We start from the raw sequence: 17398 nt of genomic DNA, 5'->3' as shown, positions 1-17398 counted from the left end.
GGTACACCGCGGATACACGACGCGAGCGCGGCGGCCGCCCGCCGTGCGAACCTCCCGGGGAACACATCCGAGGAGGTGCCCCCGGTGACCGGTTCCGCGTCGGGGCAGGCGGCCCCGCCACCACCACGGCAGGTGCCCGCGGCGGCACCGGCCGCCACCGCGTCCGCCGTCCCGGCCGTGCCGCGGGCGCGGCCGGTCGTGCCCGTCGCGACGGTCCCCGCGCGCCCGGTCGCCCCGCCACCGCCCGCGCCCCGGCCGGTGGTCGCCGCGTCCGTCGCGCCGCCGCCCGAGCCGCAGCCGCCCGCGGCGCGCCGCCCACGCCGGGGGCTCGTGCCGCCGGTCGTCGCGGCCGAGGTGGTGCTGGTGCTTGTGCTGCTCGTCCTCGACCGGTCGTGGCCGGTGCTGGTCACGGTCGCCTGCTGCGGCGTCGCGCTGGGCGCGTTCGTGACGGTCCGGGTGCGCGGGCAGCTGCTGTGCCGGTGGGTGCTGGTCGCGCTGCGGTTCCTGCTGCGCGCACGGGCCGCGGACCTGCCGGGCGAGCAGCCGGGGACCGCCCTGCTGGGGCTGGTCCGGCCGGGCGCGGAGTGCGCGCACACGATGATCGGCGACGCCCAGGCGTTCGTGGTCAGCGACGCGACCGGGGTCGGCGCCGTGCTCCGCCCGGAGTCGAACCGGCGCGACCCGGTGCTGACACCGCGCGACCTGCTGCCCGGCGCCGACGACGCGCTCGCCTACGCGGTCCAGGTGGTGCAGCACGCGGGCGTCGACCGGTCCCAGCCCGCGCGGGTGTGGCTCACGCTGCGGGCGTTGCGGACCGCGGCGGTGTACGCCGACGAGGACGTGCTGGCCGCGCTCGCGAACGTGGTGCGCAGGGTGCGCCGCAGGCTGCGGAAGGCGGGGACGCCGTTCCGGCCGCTGACCGAGCAGGAGACGCTCGGCTCGTACGCCGCGCTCGCACACGTCAACGCGGGCCGCGGGCTGGTCAGGGAGGACTGGTGGCACTGGCACAGCGGCCCGATCCGGCACGCCACGTTCCGGCTCGACGGCTGGGCCGGCCTCAGCGGGCCCGCCGCCGCCCGGCTGGCCCGCTGGCTGCTGGCCGCGGCACCCGACACCGCCGTGACGCTGAGCCACACCGCGCACCACGACCCGGCGAACCCCGGTGACCCGGTGGTGGGAGCCGTGCTCCGCATCGCCACGAGCCGTCCCGACGCGCTGGCCGCCGCCGTCACCGACGTGACCGCCCTGGCCCGCGAGGTCGGGGTGACGCTGACCCGGTGGGACGGCAGGCACGCGCTCGGGCTCGCGGCGACCCTGCCGCTGGGGGTCACGGTGTGATCAGGTACCCGATGCCCCGGACGGTGTGCACCAGCGGCGGTTCCCGCAGCTTGCGGCGCAGGCCGCGGACGGTCTGGTCGAGGACGTTGGAGTCGGGGTCGAAGTTCTCGTCCCAGGCGTGGCGGATCAGCTCGCGGCGGCTGACGGGCCTGCCCACGGTGGTCATCAGGCGTTCGAGGACCAGCAGTTCCTTGCGGGTCAGGCTGAGGACGACACCCGCCCGGGTGACGAGGTTGCGGGCGGCGTCGAGTTCGACGTCGGCGCACCGCAGGACCGTCGACCGGGGCGCGGGCGCGCGGCGGCAGAGGCTGCGGACGCGCGCGACGAGTTCGGCCGCCGCGAAGGGCTTGACGAGGTAGTCGTCGCCTTCGCGCAACCCGGCGACGCGGTCGTGCTCGCTGTCGCGTGCGGTCAGGAACAGGACGGGGACCTGCCAGCCCTGGGCGCGCCGGTGGGCGACGTAGTGGAGCGAGTCGCCGGACGGCAACATGCGGTCGAAGACGACGCAGTCGTAGCTGTTGACCCAGAGGGACTCGTCGGCGCCGGGCAGGTCGGCGGCCGTGTCGACCGCGAAGCCCGCCGCCCTGAGGACGGCCACCGCCCCGTCACGGACGTTCTCGTCGTCCTCCACGACCATGATCCGCACGGGGTCCACGGTATGCGTTGCGGGGACCGGGGCGGTGGGGCGGTCCGTGGTTCGGGCGCCGCGGGCCGCGCGACCACCGCCACCGTCAGCGGGCGATGGCCGCCAGCACGTCCTCCACCGCCAGCGTGCGGAGTTCGTCCACAGTGGGCATCCGGCCCGTGCCGCGCAGCCGTTGGGACTGGGCCTTGCGCATGCCCTCGAACAGGCGGCGCGCGTCGCGGGCGTTGCCGAAGCCCGGATCGCCTGCGATGCGGGCGAAGTGCCCCGCCAGCACGGGATCGGCGGCGCGGTCGAGGTCGTAGCCGCCGGACGTGGCCATCAGGGCCAGGATCTCCACCAGCTCCGGCGGGGCGTAGTCCTCGAACTCGACGGTCTTGCCGAACCGGGACGCGAGGCCGGGGTTGACCGACATGAACTCGCTGATCTCCGCCGTGTACCCGGCCACGATCACCGCCACCTCGTCGCGGTGGTCCTCCATCAGCTTGACGAGCATGTCGATGGCCTCCTGGCCGAAGTCGCCGCCCGCGGCGCCGCTCCGGGACAGCGTGTACGCCTCGTCGATGAACAGCACGCCACCCATGGCCTTCTCGAAGACCTGCGCCGTCTTCTCCGCCGTGTGCCCGATGTACTGGCCGACCAGGTCCCGCCGCGACACCTCCAGGAACTCGCCGTTCGGCAGCACCCCGAGCGCCTTCAGCAACCGGCCGTAGACACGCGCGACCGTCGTCTTGCCGGTGCCCGGCGCACCCGTGAACACCAGGTGGTGGCTCGCGGTCCCGATCGGCAGCCCCGCCCTGCGCCGCCAGTCGTTGACCTGCAGCTCGTCCACCAGCGCGCGCACCTCCGCCTTGGCGCCGGGCAGGCCGACCATGCCGTCCAGTTCGGACAGCAGGTCCTCCAGCCCGTGCCCGGCCGGGGTCGCGCCGCCCTCCGTCACCACGGTCGGGGTGGCGCCGTCGGCGATCGCCAGTGCCGGGTCCGCCGTGTTCGCCGTGCGCAGACCGGCCACCGTGCCACCACAGCCCGGGCCGAACGCGACACCGCTGCCCCGCACGTCGTGCACGTGGCAGCGGGTGATCTCCGGCGCGCTGTGGTGCGCGACCGCGATGCCCTCCGCGCCCGTGCCGGACACCTCGCAGTCCTCGATCACCGGGCGCGCGTACTGGTAGACGTAGACGCCCCGGCCACCGCACGCCTCGATCACGCAGTCGCGGATCGCCGGGCTCGCGCCCACGCCGACGACCACGCCGTCGCCCGTCACCTCCGTGATCGTGGTGTCCGCCAGCAGGCCCGGCGCGCCCTCGACGACCACACCCTGCTCCGCGTCGCTGATCGTGCAGCCGGTCACCGCGAACTCGCGGGTGCCGCGCACGGTCACCGCGGGGCCGTGGCCGCCGGTGAGCACGCAGCGGTCGACGACCAGCTCGACGTCCGTCGCGGCGATCGCGCCCGTCAGCTCGATGCCGCGCAGCGTGAGCGCGCCGCCGCTCGCCACCACCCCGCCCTCGAGCACCACCTCCGCGCCCGGTGCGGCGACCAGCGACACCCGCCTGCCGGTCAGCTCGACCGCCTCGGCGTACACCCCGGCCGCGATGGCGACCACCGCGTCGTCGCCCGCGTCGGCGAGCGCGTGCGCGATGGACGGGTACGCGCCAGGACGGGTCCCGACCGGCAGGGTCCGCGCGGCCATCAGCTCGCCACCAGCAGCCAGCCGCGGTCGACGGCCTTCGCGCCCGCCTGGAACCTGCTGCGGGCGCCGAGCCGGTTCATGATGTCGGCGACCGTGCGCCGGACCGTCCGCACCGAGATGCCGAGCTTCGCGCCCGCTGAACCATCCGTGTACCCCGCCCACAGCAACGCGAGCAGGTCGCGTTCCCTCGGCGTGAGCCCGCCGTGGTCCTCCTCGACCGGGTCCACCGGGTTGAGCGCCACCGCCGCCGACCAGATCCGCTCGAACAGCTCGACCGTGGCGCCGACGGCGGTCGGCAGCCGCAGCACCGCGACGCCGTCGCCGGACGCGTCGGCGGGCAGCAGCGCCACCGACCCGTCGATCACCACGACCTCCATGGGCACGGTGGTGTCGGTGCGGACCAGCGCACCGGCCAGCGCCAGGCCGGTGACCTTGCCCGACAGCCGCTCCGCGTCGGGGAACACCGCGCGGTACCGCACGCCGCGGTCCACGTTCTCCCTGTGCAGGCGCCGGAACGCGCCGACCGGGCCGGTGTTGGCGCCCGAGCTGAGGACCAGCACCTCGTGCCGCGCCGAGGAGATCACCTGCTCGATGCTCACCCGCCCGTCGGTGCGGGGCTGTGGCTGCGCCGCGGGCGCCGGGCCGAGCACCTCGCGTTGCGCGGCGACGAGCTCCGGGCCGGGCTCGACCCCCAGCTCGCGCACGATCATCCGCCTGGCCTGCTGGAACGCGGCCAGCGCCTGCGCGGGCCTGCCTGCCGCGTGCAGGACGCGGACCAGCGTCGCCCACGTCCGCTCGCAGAACGGGTCGTCGGCGAGCAGCTCACGCAGCACCGCGATCGCCTCGGCGTACCGGGACAGCGCCCGCCAGCAGCCGGCGAGCAGCGTGCGCAGCTCGCGGCGCTGTTCTGCGCGCCGCTGCACCTCGGCGTGCGCCGACGGCACGACGAGCCCGTCGAACGGCGTGCCCCGCCACAGCGCGAGCGCCTCGGTGAGCAGCCCGGCGGCCTCGGCGTGCGCGCCGTTCCCGATCGCGCGCCGCGCGGCCGCGGCCAGCTCGTCGACCCGGTCGGTGTCCAGCTCGCCGCGCCCGACCACGATCCGGTACGCACCGGCCCGGCTCTCGACCCGCGCGCCGAGCGACTGCCGCAGCCGCCACACGTAGCTGCGGAGGTTGCGCAGCGCGGACGCGGGCGTGGCCTTCTGGTGCCAGATCGCGTCGATCAGATCATCGGTGGTGACCCAGCTGTTAGCGTGCAGCAGCAGCACGGCCAGCAGCGTGGTGGGCTTACCGGAGTTCAGTTCGGCCGGCGTGCCCTGCGCCGTGGTGACCTCGACTGGTCCGAGTACGTGGAACCGCATGTCCACCACTCTGAACAGACGACATGAGGTATTTATGACACGCGTGATGGTGGTCGAGGACGACGAGAACCTGCTGGTCGGGGTGGCCGCCACGCTGCAGGCCGCCGGCCTGGCCGTCGACGTCGCGACGAGCGTCGCCGACGCGCACGCGGCGCTGTCGCGGGGCGGGCACGACTGCGTGGTGTTCGACCGGATGCTGCCCGACGGGGACGCGATCGCCTACGTCCACACGCGACGCAGGGAGGGGTGGGGGGTGCCCGTGTTGTTCCTGACCGCCCGCGACGCGCCTGCCGACCGGGTGGCCGGGTTCGAGCACGGCGGCGACGACTACCTCGTCAAGCCGTTCTCGTCGGCGGAGCTGACCGCGCGGGTGCTGAACCTGTGCCGCAGGCCGGGCGGGCGGCCGTCGGTGCTGCGGCTCGCGGACCTGGAGGTGGACTGCGCGCGCCGCGAGGTGCGCAGGGCAGGTGTGCGGCTTTCGCTGACCACCAAGGAGTTCGCGGTGCTCGAGTACCTGCTCACCCAGGTCGAGCAGGTGGTGACGAGGACCGACCTGCTCGAGCACTGCTGGGAGAGCGACGTGGACCGCACCACCAACGCCGTCGACGCGGTCGTGAAGCGGGTGCGCCGCAAGCTGGGCGGGCCGGAGCTGATCCACACCGTGCACGGCCGCGGTTTCCAGATGAGCGCGCGGTGACCGGGCCGCGCACGGGAGCGGCGACCGGTTCCGCCGCCGCCCGGCTGCGCAGGCTGCGCTGGCTGCTGACCGCTGTGGTCACCGCGGCGAACGTGCTGGGGCTCGTCGGCTTCGCGTGGTACCTGGTCAGCGACGACGCCGAGCAGGGCGTGGCCGCCGTCGACGCCGAGCTGCACCGGGTGACCACGGGCGTGAGCCGCCTCATCGCCTTCGACGAGGCCGTCGACTTCAGCGCGCTCAACACCGACGAGCTGAACGACGGCTGCCCGCAGTTCGCGATCATGCCGGGCGGCGCGCCCGCGTTCCGGTCGCACCTGTCCCGGCGGCCGTGCGTGGCCATGGACACCCGGCTGCTCAGCGGGCTGGCGGGCACCGCGGTCGGCTCCGGCACGACGATCACCGGCTACCAGCGCGGCACCGGCGGCGAGCTGGTGCGGGTGCGCGTGGAACCGCTGTACTCACCGGACCGCGACCCGATCGGCGCGATCGTGGCGGTCGCCGACATGGGCCCGCAGCAACGGGAGCACACCGAGCTGGTGTGGTGGGTGATCGGGACGCTCGTGGTGCTGGTCGGCGTGTTCGGGGTGGCCGCGCACGTCCTGTCGGGCCGGGTGATCCGCCCGTCGGCGGCCGCGTTGCAGCAGCAGGAGGTGCTGCTCGCCGAGACCGCGCACGACCTGCGCACGCCGGTCGCCGCGTTGCGGTCGCTCGCGGAGGGCGCGCAGGCGAACCCCGCACGCGCACCGGAACTGGTGCCGCGCGTGGTCGGGCTGGCCGCGCGGATGGGCGGCATCATCGACGGGCTCCTGGTCCGCGCACGGCTCGCGGCGGGGGTGGAGCGGCTCGCGATCCAGCCGGTGTGGCTGGACCAGCTGGTGTCCACAGTGGTCGACGAGACGCCGGGCCACGGCGCGCAGGTCACGGTCGTCGCGGCGCCGACGATGGTGCACGCCGACCCGGCGCTGCTGCAGCGCGCGATCAGCAACCTGCTGGACAACGCGCTCAAGTACGGCCACCAGCCGGGCGCGACGGCGGTCGTGCACATCACGGTCGCCGGCGGCACGGTGACCGTCGCCGACCACGGCCCCGGCATCGACGCGGCGTTCGCCGAGGAGACGTTCGACCGCTTCACCAGCACGGGCGGCTCGTCCGGGCTCGGCCTGTCGATCGTGCGCTGGGTGGCGCAGGCGCACGGCGGCAGGCTCAACGTCTACAACGCGGACGAGGGCGGCGCGATCTTCGAGCTGAGCCTGCCGGTGGTCACCGGATCGTGACGGTCTGCCAGGGCGGCAGGTCGACCCAGGCACCGTCGGTGCGGTAGGCGAGGCTGTAGGTGTAGGTCCCCGGTTCGGCGAACCGCCCGCGGAACGTGATCTCCTTCGGGGCGGTGCCGAGCGCGACGTCCGCGCGTTCCGGGAAGTCGTGGTCGCGCCCTGCCTCGTCGCGCACCCGCACGACCAGCGCGGGCAGCACCAGCTCCCGGTCGGCGCTGATCGTCGCCCGCGCGGTCACCGTGCCGCCGCGGCCCTGCTCGAGGTTCAGCTCGCCGACGATCGTGACCGCGCCGCCCGGGTGGGTGACCGGCACCAGTTCGGGTTCGCCCAGCTCACGGATGATGACGACGGCGGAGGTCAGGACCAGCACCGCGCTCAGGGCGATCCACAGTGGACGCACCATCGGGACCTTCCTTCCGTTCGCCTGCCCCGACGGTAGCGCCCGCTCCCGGCCCGTCGCCGGGGAGCAGCGCGTCGAGCAGGTCGGTCATGGCGTCCAGCAGGCCGGACGGCGGAACGTCGTCGCGGCCGAGCAGGTCGGTCAGCCGCCGGTACTCCGCGGCATCGGTGTCGCCGCCGGACATCGCCAGCAGGGCGACCGCCAGCCCCGCGGTCGCCCTGGCCATCCCGAGCCCGGCGACCACGTCGGCCGGGTCCGGCGCGTGCCGTTCCTCGGTGTCCCACTGGTCGGAGAACGCGTGGACCGGCGGCATGGCGTTGCCCGGCACCGGGTTGACGGCCGAGGGCAGGTAGCGGTCGGGGTTGATCACCTGCGCGATCCTGGTGAGCCCGTCGGCGAGGCTGGTCTCGGCGGGGCGGCCGGTGTGGCCGGGTGCGGCGGGGTCGGTGAGCAGGCTGCCGGGCACGAGGTCCTGGTACGCGGCGCGGGCCTGCGCGGCGACCGCCCGCGCCTTCGCGACCACCGCCGGTCCCGTGGTCCCGTCGCTGCCCGCGGTGACCAGCACCGCCAGGTCGCCGGTGTGCTGGGTGAGGTCGGCGGGCGCGCCGGTGCGCGCGTCGAGGAAGCACACCTGCCCGTCGACGGTGACGGCGTTGAGCAGGACGCCGGACGTGGCGACGCCGCTGTCGTCGGTGCGCGCGGCGTGCACGATCGCCCTGGCCCCTGTGCCGAGCTGCCGCATCCTGGCCGTGGCGTCGTTGAACGTGGCGGCCGGGACGAACCGTCCACCTGGGACACCGGCGGCGGCCGCGACCCGCGCCGCCCAGCCCTCGTTGCCCGCGAACGCGGCCAGGTCGCCCGGCAGCTCCACGGGTGTGCCCGGCCGGGCGAGGTGCCGGTCCCTGGTGACCGCGGCGACCTGCCCGTGCATGTCCTCGGGCAGCGCGACCGGATCGGCCAGTGCCGCGGGCAGCCGGTCCGCGTTGCCCTGGTGCACGCCGTCGTACAGGTCGGCCACCGGCACGGCGGTCACGCCGGGCACCCCGTTGTACTTCTGGACGGCGGCGATGAGCCGGTCGCGCAGGACCGCTTCCGCCCGCGCCTGACCGCTCTCGGCGCGGACCCGGCCCAGCGCCGTGACCGTGGCGGCGATGTCGTGCAGCGCGGCCACCCGGTCGACGAGCGTCGCGCCGAGGGGCCCGGCCGGTGTGTCCGGAGTGGACAGCAGACCGCGCACCTCCGCGACCAGTGCCCGGTACGCGTCGTCGCGTGCGGCGAGGATCCGGTCGAGCACGGCGTCGCCGACGGGCCTGCTCGGTCGCGGGGGCCGGTCGCCGAGCACGTTCCTGCCGAACGCGCCGAGCGCCTCGGCCCGCGCGTCGCGTTCCCGCTGCGCCGCGGCCCGGTCGACCTCGATCTTGACGTCACCCGCGGCCAGTTCCCGCGCGAACATGAACCGGTTGGCGAGGGTGCCGCCGACGGGGCCGTGCGCGGTCGCGGCGGCGGGCACGAGGAAACCGGTGAGCCCCAGCCATTTCCCGAACCCGGCGGCGATGGCGACCGACAGCAGCCCGGCAGCGGCGCCGACCCCGTACCACTTCTTCGACGACATCCCCGACGGGCGGGCCGCGTCGTCGGCGAGCGGGGTGACCGGTGGCGGCGCCATCCGCGCACCGAGGACGGCGGCGACGGCGGCCGCGAACGCGGCCACGTCCCGTCCCGCTTCCCGGCCCGCGTCGTACTGGATCAGCTCGAAGACCGCGGCCACGTCCGCCGCGTACTGCCTGCCGCCGAACGCCAGGTTCATGACGGCCGCCGCGCCCGCGTTCGTGCTCCGGTAGAGGGCGTGCTCCAGCGTGAGGTGCAGGTGGTCGGCGGCCCACGTCGGGTCGTTGTCCTTGTCGACGTCGTTCTGCTTCTGCGGCAACAACGCGCGCGCCGCCTGCGCGGGGATGTCGTCGCCGTACAGGAACTCCCGCGCGGCGAGGCCCTCCAGGCCGGGGGCGCCGTCGGGCAGCAGCGCCCGCACCTGGTCGAGGACGTCCTTCGCGTGCGCGGCGATCTCGTCGCGCCGGGTGGCCGCCAGCCGGTCGACGTCGGTGAGCACCTCGGCCAGCAGCGCGGCTTCCTTCGCCATGGTGTAGCGCTTCCTGCGGGCGTCGAAGACCGGGCCGGCCACGGTCGCGGCGGCCGACGGCGCGAACAACCCGAGCGCGGCGAGCAGCGGGAGCGGGCCGAGCACGGGGGTGACGGCGCCGACCACCATGACCACGCCGAGGGCGGCGGTCGCGGCGATGGTGCCCGCGTAGCGGCGGATCCCGTAGATCCGTTCCCACTGCCGCGCCCCGGCGTCCGCGTTGCCGGGGGTCGTGCCAGGCTCGGGCGCGGCGAGTTCGTGGCCCGCGGAACGCAGCTGCGCCAAGGCTTTCAGGAAGTTGTGGCCGACGTCGGCGGTGGCCCCGTCGGCGAGCCGCTGCCCGTGCCCGGCGACCCGTTCGTCCATGGCCGTCAGCTCCCGCGCGACCTGCGCCCGGTCGTACAGGCCGTGCACGAGCGCCCGCGCGAGCGAGGTGGCGGCGATCGCGACCACGAGCGGCGCGCCGAGGTTCGCGACCCCGGCGATCGCGGCGATGCTCACCGGCACGGGAAGCGCGGCGACGACGCTCCTGCCCAGGTACAGCATCGTGGCGGGCAGGCCGTCCAGTTCCCTGGTGCGGCGGCGGACCGCGTCCCGCATCCGCTCGTCGGGCAGGGCGGCCATGCGGTCGGCGGCGCCGGGCTGCGCGGGGTCGAGCCCCATCTCGGCGATGAGCGCCCGGAGCTGCGCGCGGACGGTGTGCCTCCACGGCGCCTGCCGCAGCAACTGGTCGAGCGCCATGATCCGGGCCGCACGGCCCTGGTCACGCGCGCTCAGCACGGGGTCGCCGGTGCTGCCCGGCACGAGGAAGTCCGGCCTGCCGGCGTCGTCCCGGGCCAGCGCCTCGGCCAGCGCGGCCGTCACCAGCCCGGGCACCTCGGCGGGCCGCGCCCTGCTGGACACGGTGACCCGGACGTTGCCGTCGTCGTCCACGAGGTAGGTGGCGGCGACGGCCCCGCCGAGGTCGGCGGCGTCGGCGGTGACCCCCGCGGATCGCCCGGTGGCCATCCCGGCGAACCGCGCGGCGTCGCGGGCCGCGGCGCGGGCGATGTCCCCGTTCGCGGCGGTGGGTGCCGGGCTGGGCGGGGACGGGTGCGGGAGCACGCCGCTCTCCGGCGCCGGGGCGGGGCGCTCGGCGATGACGCTGAACGTGCTGAACCCGTCGTAGCGCAACACCATGTCGGCGCCCGCGGTGACGAGCGCGTCGGCGACGGCCGGTGCCACGTCGTTGGTGAACAGCGAGATGACGAGGCCACGCGAGCCGAGTTGTTCGCGGTGCCGCCCGACCTGCCCGGCGATCTCGTGGTACTTCTTGCCACCGACCGCGAACGAGGTGTGGTCCTTGACCTCGATGCGCACCTCGGTGCCGTCGCCGAGGCGGGCCATGATGTCGACGTCGGGGTCCTTGCCGATGCGCAGGCCCGTGACCGTCAGCCCCGGCAGGCCGAGCGCTGTCCGCAGCGCGGGGTGCATCTCGGCGAGCGCGAGGGCGGCCTCGACCTCGGCGAAGATCCCGTAGAGCCCCTGGGCGTTGCCCTGCAGGGTGGACGCCTTGGTCGCGCGGCTCTCGGCCCAGACCTGGAGGTCGGTCTTGCGCATCTCGTCGGCCAGCGCCTTCCTGGCGGAGGTGACGTCGACCCCGAGCGCCGCCAGCCGGTCGAGCATGGCGTGCACGTCGGCCGCTTCCTGCACGAAGCCCTTCCCGTCGCCGATCGCACCGGCCTTCGCCGGGGTGACGGAACTCGGCGGTACCCCGGTGAACCGTTGCGGCAACGACGCCCGCGCGGCGAGCCGCACCAGCTGGCGGTGGAAGGCGTGCAACTGGGCGACGCTCATGTCGGCGAGGGTGGCGCCCTCGGACCGGGTGACCGTCCGGGCGATGTTCGTCAGGTACCGGACGAGGAGGTGCGGCGGCATCTTCTCGGCAAGGGCGTGAATGGCGGTGACGATGTCGTCGGCGATCCTCAGGTCGCGGTCGAGAAACGCCTCAATCGCGGCGACAAGCCCACTCCCAGCCGCAGGCGACGACGGCGACGCCGGCGGCGACGACGGGGGTGGGGAGGACGGGGGTGGCGACGAGGATGCCGATGCGGATGCCGACGACGGCAGCGGCGACGGCGACGATGCCGACGGGAGCTGCGGCGATGCCGATGCCGACGACGGCGGCGGCGAGGGCGGCGAGGGCGGCGATGCCGATGACGGCGGCGATGCCGACGCCGACGGCGGCGAGGGCGGCGATACCAAGGGCGTCGGCGGCGAGGGCGTCGGCGGCGAGGGCGTCGGCGGCGAGGGCGGCGATGCCGAGGGTGCTGGCGATGCCGAGGGTGTCGGCGGCGAGGGTGACGGCGACGGGGGTGTCGGCTGCGCGGCGGCAGCGGCGGTCGATGCCGGGCCGTCGGGTACCGCGGACCCGGTGTCCGGCTCACCGCGGGGCACGAGTTGCCCCGGCGCCTCGGCGGCCGGGCTGCCGCCGGTGCCGGTGTGCTCGTCGAGGAAGGCACGCAGCTCGGCGGTGCCACGCCCGGCGAGGTCCCGGATCTGCCGGATGGCCCGGTTGGCGGCGGCCCGGTTCTCCTTGGCGAGCGAGACCGCGACGTCCAGTGCCGAGGCCGCCCGCTCGGCGATGTCGACGAGCGCCTTCAACACCGTCGGCGGCAGTTTGCTCGCCAGCTCGGCGATCTCCCGCTTGGCGTCGGCGGGGACGTCCAATGAGGCCAGCCGGGCGATGGCGTTCTTCACCGTCTGCGAGGTGGCCCGCCGGTCGAACAGCCGGGTGATCGCATCCTGGACCGGATGCCCGAGCGCATGCCACACAACCGCGGCGATCTCCGCGGGCCGAGGTGCGCCTTCCGCACGGTCGAGACCAGCCGATGCCTCACCGGAGAGAGTCGGCGCGGATTCCGGTCCTCGCGTACTCGGCCCCGACGATCCGGCAGCGCCTGGCTGCGAGGGCGTGCCTGACTGCCCACCACTTCCTTGTCCGGCATTCGACTGCGCACCACCCGCTTGCTCGGGCGCATTGCCCGACTGCCCGGCACCCTGCTGAGGGTTGCCCAACTGCGCATTGCCCGACTGCGAACCGCTCGCCTGCCCGGCTCCCGACTGCGCAGAGCCAGACTGCCCGGCACCGCCCGACCGCCCAGCACCCGGCTGCGGGTTACCCGACTGGGCACCGCTCGCCTGCCCAGCTCCCGACTGCGCAGAGCCAGACTGCCCGGCACCCCCCGACCGCCCAGCACCCGACTGCGGGTTACCCGACTGGGCACCGCCCGATTGTCCCGCGCCCGGCTGCCCAGCACCCGACTGCGAACCGCCCGCCTGCCCGCCGCTCGCCTGAGTGCCGCCCGATTGTCCCGCGCTCGACTGCCCAGCACCCGACTGCGAGCCACTCGCCTGCCCGGCTCCCGACTGCGCAGAGCCGGACTGCCCGGCACCCGCCAGTCCGGCACCCCCCGACCGCCCAGCACCCGACTGGGCACCACCCGATTGTCCCGCACCCGACTGCCCAACACCCGACTGCGAACCGCCCGCCTGCCCACCGCTCACCTGCCCGGTACCCGCCTGTCCGGCGCCCGACTGCACACCGCTCGCCTGCCCAGCGCCCGGCTGCGCGCCGCCTGCCTGCCCAACAGCCGCCTGCCCGGCGCCCGAATGGCCTGCACCTGATTGCACACCGCCCGCCTGCCCACCGCCCGACTCCGCACCACCCGCCTGCCCCGCACCCACCTGCCCACCGCTCGCTTGCCCACCGCTCGCTTGCCCGGCACCCGCCTGCGCACCCGCCTGCACACCGCCCGCCTGCCCACCGCCGGACTGCGCACCACCCGCCTGCCCCGCACCCACCTGCCCACCGCTCGACTCCGCACCACCCACCTGGCCACCGCCGGACTGCGCACCACCCCCGGCCGCCGCCTCCGGTGCGGCGGGTGTCCCCTCCGGGGGCGGGCCGTCCGGGCCCGTCAACCCGAGGTCGTTCATCAACTCCGCCTGTTTGGCCGCGTTCGCGTGTGTGCCGGCGAGACTGCCCGCCTGGCTGGACGCCACGTTCCCGTTGGCCCGGAAGGCGCCCATGCGCGCGGCGTCCCCCGCGTTGTCCACGATGGACTGTCGATAGTCTCCCCAACCGGAGAGTTCCCCGTTGACGACGTCGTGTGCCGCGACGCTCGCCACCGGGGACGTGACGGCGTTCAGCCCGCCGCCGGTGGCGGCCGCCGACAGGTGCTGGCCGGCGAAACCCTTCGGCTTCACCACCTTCGACACGAGCTTTCCCGGTCCGAAGCCGAGCACGCCGCCGATGCCGCCCGCGAGGGTGTCGGTCGCCAGTTGTTTGCCGTCGATCCCGCCGGTGGCCAGTTGCGAACCGGCGGAGATCACGAACTCCTCCGTCGACTCGATCACGATCTCCTTGCCGAGGTCGAGCGCGACCGTGCGGACGGTGGTGCGGCCCTCGGCGGCGGCAGCGGTCCGCGCCGCCGCCAGCAGCATGCGTTTCATCACCCCGGCGGCGAGCCTGCGGGCGAAGATCCCCGCGACGACAGCGCCGCCGCCGGTGAACGCGAGGGCGAACGACGCCGCGTTGATGATCATCTCGATGCGGGTCGCCCAGCGCTGTTGCTCGATGTCGTGGGCGTACTGCTCGCAGAACCTCTGCATCTCCCGGCAGGACGTGATGAGCCCGCCGATACCGCCGTTGTACGACTTGATCACCGCGTGGTAGTCGTAGCCCGCGGTGTCCGTCCACGCGGTGAAGATCTTGTCCGCCGCCGCGCCGGTGCTGCCCACGGCGCCCTGCAGCAGATCGGCGACGGCACCCCACGCACGCCCCAGCTCGCGGGCGTCCGCCGGCTCGTCGGGCGGGAACGCGTTGTCACCGCCGATGGCCGCGCAGACCTCGTCGAACAGCCTGGCGGCCCAGCCGGTGAGGTCGACGCCCATCGCTCAGTACCGGAAGCCGCGGGCGGCGTTCTGCTCCGCGTTCCGGTACGTGGTCACGGCGGCGTCGCCGGACTCCACGATCTTGCGGTAGTTGACCGGCACCTCGCTGACGCCCTTGTCCAGCCCGGGGTCGTCCTGCACGGAGCTCGTCGCGCCCGGCGCGGGGTCGGCGACACACACCGGGCCGGTGCCGTTGCGCCACTTCGTGTACTCCGCCATGAACCGGTCGGAGAGCTGCCCGCCCTTGCCCAGCCTGCCACCCAGTTCGTTGATCCGGGAGAACGCGGCGGTCAGCGCGGCGGACAGGCCGTCGGCGTGCGCGCGCAGTTCGCCGATCCCCTGTGCGGTCGCGTCGATGCGCATGTCGACGAGGCCGTCGCCGTTGGCGTCGAAGTCACCCACCGCTACCTCCGGTCGAGTTGGTGCAGGAACGGGTCCAGCCGCAGATCGGTGGTCGCGGGCGTCGCGTCGTCGGGCAGGAACCGCACCGCCGCGGCGAACACCGTCTCCTCGGCCTGGCGGACGGCCTCGCGGACGGTCTCGGTGATCGTCGCGGCCAGCCCGGCCGAGTCGGGCGCGCGGTAGATCCTGGGGTCGAGCCACAGCTCGAGCAGCCTGCCGTTCCCGTCGACCGTCGCGCTCACCAGCCCGTCGCCGGAGTCGGCCGTCGCCCTGGTCTCGGCGATCGTGCGCTGCAGCACGCGGACGTCCTCGGCGAGTTGCTCGTGCTCGGCGATGATGCCGAGGCTGCGCAGGGTCTCGTCCATACGAGCGAGTATCGGCGGTACAGGAGGGCCGCCTGCGCGGTGGCCTCATGCGGCCACGGCACCGTCGACGTGGATATGCCGCCGCAGGATCGCTTGTCGTGAAGGCAATGCTGATCGCGCTCGGCCTGCTCATGACCGGTGTCACGCCCGCGCACGCGGCACCGCCGCCGGGTGCCTGCCACGACCCGGACCCCGGCCGTGCCGCGGTGCGGCAGCAGCCGTGGGCGCAGCAGGTGCTCGACCCGAGGCAGGTGTGGCCGCACACCCGGGGCGCGGGCGTGACGGTCGCGGTCGTCGACTCCGGTGTGGACGCTGACCACCCGCAGCTGCGCGGGAACGTCCTGCGCGGCAGGAACTTCTTCGAGAACACGGCGTTGCCGGGGAACTTCGACTGCGTGTCACACGGCACCGGCGTGGCGGGCATCATCGCGGCGGACCCGGTGCGCGGCATCGGTTTCCACGGCATCGCACCGGACGCGCGGATCCTGCCCGTGCGGATCACGGCGCAGGACATCGCGGAGAACGGCCGGTCGCTGCGGATCGACCTCGCCGCGCTGGCGCGGGGCATCCGGTACGCGGTGGACGCGGGCGCGCGGGTGGTGAACCTGTCGGTGGCGGGCTACGCGGACTTCCCCGAGCTCCGGTCGGCGATCACGTACGCGGTGGCGCGGGACGTGGTCGTGGTGGCGGCCGTCGGCAACGGGCAGCAGGACGGGGCCGGTGAGCTGCCGTCGTTCCCGGCCGCGTACGACGGGGTGCTCGGCGTCGGCGCGATCGACATCGACGGGGCGCGCACGTCCACGTCCCAGGTCGGGCCGTACGTCGACCTGGTCGCGCCGGGCGCCGGCGTGCTGACGACGACGCGGGTCGCGGGGCACGCGTACGTGAACGGCACGAGCTACGCGGCGCCGTTCGTCGCCGCGACGGCCGCGCTGGTGCGGTCGGCGTGGCCGGAGCTGTCGGCGCCCGAGGTGGCGCAACGGTTGCTCGCGACGGCGTCCCCGGCGCGGGGTGACCGGCACGCGTACGGCGCGGGGGTGGTCAACCCGTACCGCGCGGTGACCGACGGGCTCGACCTGTCCGAGCCCGCCGCGCTGCCCGGCCACACGCCGGTGCCGCCGGACGAGGCGGCGCTGGCGGAGGCCGCGTGGCACGAACGCGCGGGGGTGGTGGCGACGTGGGCGGCGGTGGCGATCCTGGGTGCGATCGCGCTGGCGGTGCTCGTGGCCGTGACCGTCCCACGTGGACGACGACGCTGCTGGCGCCCCGCGGTGGCGGCCCCGCTGCCGGACCGGCCCGCCGTGGTCGAGCCGCCGGAGCAGATGTTCCTGGTGCCCTGAAAGGCGCGTCCAGGACACCCGCGAAACGCGAAGGGCACCTCCCGGCCGGAGGTGCCCTTCGCGGAACGCGGTGACTACGCGAAGAAGCCGCGCACCCGCTGCAACGCGTCCTGTGCGATGTCGACCGACTGGTGCAGTGCGCGCGACATGGCGTCGTGCGTGTCGGCCTGGTCGTGGTTCAGGCGGTGGTCCTGCTGGGCCACCATCTGCGCCTCCTCGAAGCCGCCCTCCCAGAAGTCGCCCATGCCCTGCACCTGGCGCCACGCCTCGTCGGCGCCGTCGCGCAGGTGCTGGCCCTGTGCGCCCTCGTCGGTCGCCATGGTGCGGCCGTCGCCGAAGACTGTCTTGTAGTGGTCCATCTACTGCCTCCTCATGCCGGGTTGATCAGGGAGCCGATGCCGCTGCCCGGCTGCGCGACGACGCTCGCGGCCGAGTCCTGTGCCCCCGAGTACGTGTTCGTGGTCTGGTGCAGGCTGTTCTCGAAGTCCTCGCGCCGCGGCATGATCTCCGAGCGGTGCCGGGCGTTGATGGTGTCCGTGCTGCCGAGCGCCGCCTGCTGCACCCGGCCGGCGAACGTGGTCTGGCCCATCGCGTAGTTGCGGTTGTACTGGCTCTGCGTCTGGTCGTTCATGGTCTGGTGACCGTGACCGATCAGGTTCGTCGTGTGCTGCACGGAATCGATCTGGATATCCGCACCGTCGTACGCCATGGTGACTCCCTCCTTGGTCCTGTCGCTGGAGCGTCCGTTTCGCACGGTAGGTCGGCGCGCCCCCGCATCACCCGCGCGGCACCTTGCTGCCATCGCCGAAGTAC

Annotated in this window: 13 protein-coding genes; 4 read left to right on the top strand and 9 right to left on the bottom strand. The window is 74.6% G+C overall.

Annotated elements, in window-relative coordinates; all coding sequences use genetic code 11:
- Positions 1–84: 84 nt before the first annotated feature.
- Positions 85–1338 (top strand): type VII secretion protein EccE, encoded by a 1254-nt coding sequence (locus ACYQ77_RS06210; RefSeq protein ID WP_459708320.1) that lies wholly within the window; start codon positions 85–87, stop codon positions 1336–1338.
- Here the strand turns inward: ACYQ77_RS06210 and ACYQ77_RS06205 are convergent.
- From ACYQ77_RS06205 to ACYQ77_RS06195, 3 genes are all read right to left on the bottom strand, one after another.
- Positions 1328–1984, bottom strand: coding sequence for a response regulator transcription factor (locus ACYQ77_RS06205; RefSeq protein WP_459708318.1), 657 nt, complete (start codon positions 1982–1984; stop codon positions 1328–1330). The genes ACYQ77_RS06210 and ACYQ77_RS06205 overlap by 11 nt on opposite strands.
- Before the next feature lie 85 nt (positions 1985–2069).
- The gene (locus ACYQ77_RS06200; protein WP_459708316.1) at positions 2070–3674 is read right to left on the bottom strand and encodes an AAA family ATPase; all 1605 of its coding nucleotides are present in this window, start codon (positions 3672–3674) and stop codon (positions 2070–2072) included.
- Complete coding sequence (locus ACYQ77_RS06195; protein ID WP_459708314.1) at positions 3674–5035, bottom strand: BTAD domain-containing putative transcriptional regulator; 1362 nt, start codon at positions 5033–5035, stop codon at positions 3674–3676. Before ACYQ77_RS06195 ends, ACYQ77_RS06200 begins: the two co-directional genes overlap by 1 nt.
- Before the next feature lie 34 nt (positions 5036–5069).
- Here ACYQ77_RS06195 and ACYQ77_RS06190 point away from each other — a divergent pair, with 34 nt between their 5' ends.
- Both ACYQ77_RS06190 and ACYQ77_RS06185 read left to right on the top strand, forming a co-directional pair.
- The gene (locus tag ACYQ77_RS06190) at positions 5070–5732 is read left to right on the top strand and encodes a response regulator transcription factor (protein WP_459708312.1); all 663 of its coding nucleotides are present in this window, start codon (positions 5070–5072) and stop codon (positions 5730–5732) included.
- Positions 5729–7006: a sensor histidine kinase gene (locus ACYQ77_RS06185; protein WP_459708311.1), complete on the top strand. Its 1278-nt coding sequence runs from the start codon at positions 5729–5731 to the stop codon at positions 7004–7006. Before ACYQ77_RS06190 ends, ACYQ77_RS06185 begins: the two co-directional genes overlap by 4 nt.
- On the opposite strand, the gene ACYQ77_RS06180 is transcribed toward ACYQ77_RS06185, so the two are convergent.
- Genes ACYQ77_RS06180 through ACYQ77_RS06165 form a run of 4 tightly spaced genes read right to left on the bottom strand, consistent with a single transcriptional unit; the run spans position 6993 to position 15245 of the window.
- Positions 6993–7409: a hypothetical protein gene (locus tag ACYQ77_RS06180; RefSeq protein ID WP_459708309.1), complete on the bottom strand. Its 417-nt coding sequence runs from the start codon at positions 7407–7409 to the stop codon at positions 6993–6995. The two genes, ACYQ77_RS06185 and ACYQ77_RS06180, sit on opposite strands and share 14 nt — an antisense overlap.
- Positions 7339–14478 carry a WXG100-like domain-containing protein gene (locus ACYQ77_RS06175; RefSeq protein WP_459708307.1) on the bottom strand — a complete coding sequence of 2380 codons (7140 nt, stop codon included), beginning with the start codon at positions 14476–14478 and terminating at the stop codon, positions 7339–7341. The genes ACYQ77_RS06180 and ACYQ77_RS06175 overlap by 71 nt, the downstream gene beginning before the upstream one ends.
- A 3-nt stretch (positions 14479–14481) precedes the next feature.
- Entirely contained in the window at positions 14482–14880 is a 399-nt protein-coding gene (locus tag ACYQ77_RS06170) for a hypothetical protein (protein ID WP_459708305.1), read from the bottom strand.
- 2 nt (positions 14881–14882) lie between these two features.
- The gene (locus tag ACYQ77_RS06165; protein WP_459708303.1) at positions 14883–15245 is read right to left on the bottom strand and encodes a YbaB/EbfC family nucleoid-associated protein; all 363 of its coding nucleotides are present in this window, start codon (positions 15243–15245) and stop codon (positions 14883–14885) included.
- A 107-nt stretch (positions 15246–15352) separates the two neighbouring features.
- Here ACYQ77_RS06165 and mycP point away from each other — a divergent pair, with 107 nt between their 5' ends.
- Complete coding sequence (mycP, locus tag ACYQ77_RS06160) at positions 15353–16585, top strand: type VII secretion-associated serine protease mycosin (RefSeq protein WP_459709732.1); 1233 nt, start codon at positions 15353–15355, stop codon at positions 16583–16585.
- 74 nt (positions 16586–16659) lie between these two features.
- On the opposite strand, the gene ACYQ77_RS06155 is transcribed toward mycP, so the two are convergent.
- Complete coding sequence (locus ACYQ77_RS06155) at positions 16660–16944, bottom strand: hypothetical protein (protein WP_459708301.1); 285 nt, start codon at positions 16942–16944, stop codon at positions 16660–16662.
- 11 nt (positions 16945–16955) lie between these two features.
- Positions 16956–17294: a hypothetical protein gene (locus ACYQ77_RS06150; RefSeq protein WP_459708299.1), complete on the bottom strand. Its 339-nt coding sequence runs from the start codon at positions 17292–17294 to the stop codon at positions 16956–16958.
- Between the last annotated feature and the right edge of the window lie 104 nt (positions 17295–17398).

Source organism: Actinophytocola sp. KF-1, assembly GCF_054661535.1.
Note: the sequence above shows the minus strand (reverse complement) of the source record. Positions and strands in the feature narration are given on the sequence as shown.

What these genes read in the sequence shown, in the direction of transcription:
- ACYQ77_RS06190 (WP_459708312.1), top strand. Translation starts at nt 5,070, where the DNA reads ATGACACGCGTGATGGTGGTCGAGGACGACGAGAACCTGCTGGTCGGG.
- ACYQ77_RS06195 (WP_459708314.1), bottom strand. Translation starts at nt 5,035, where the DNA reads ATGCGGTTCCACGTACTCGGACCAGTCGAGGTCACCACGGCGCAGGGC.
- ACYQ77_RS06165 (WP_459708303.1), bottom strand. Translation starts at nt 15,245, where the DNA reads ATGGACGAGACCCTGCGCAGCCTCGGCATCATCGCCGAGCACGAGCAA.
- ACYQ77_RS06175 (WP_459708307.1), bottom strand. Translation starts at nt 14,478, where the DNA reads ATGGGCGTCGACCTCACCGGCTGGGCCGCCAGGCTGTTCGACGAGGTC.
- ACYQ77_RS06200 (WP_459708316.1), bottom strand. Translation starts at nt 3,674, where the DNA reads ATGGCCGCGCGGACCCTGCCGGTCGGGACCCGTCCTGGCGCGTACCCG.
- mycP (WP_459709732.1), top strand. Translation starts at nt 15,353, where the DNA reads ATGCTGATCGCGCTCGGCCTGCTCATGACCGGTGTCACGCCCGCGCAC.
- ACYQ77_RS06150 (WP_459708299.1), bottom strand. Translation starts at nt 17,294, where the DNA reads ATGGCGTACGACGGTGCGGATATCCAGATCGATTCCGTGCAGCACACG.
- ACYQ77_RS06180 (WP_459708309.1), bottom strand. Translation starts at nt 7,409, where the DNA reads ATGGTGCGTCCACTGTGGATCGCCCTGAGCGCGGTGCTGGTCCTGACC.
- ACYQ77_RS06155 (WP_459708301.1), bottom strand. Translation starts at nt 16,944, where the DNA reads ATGGACCACTACAAGACAGTCTTCGGCGACGGCCGCACCATGGCGACC.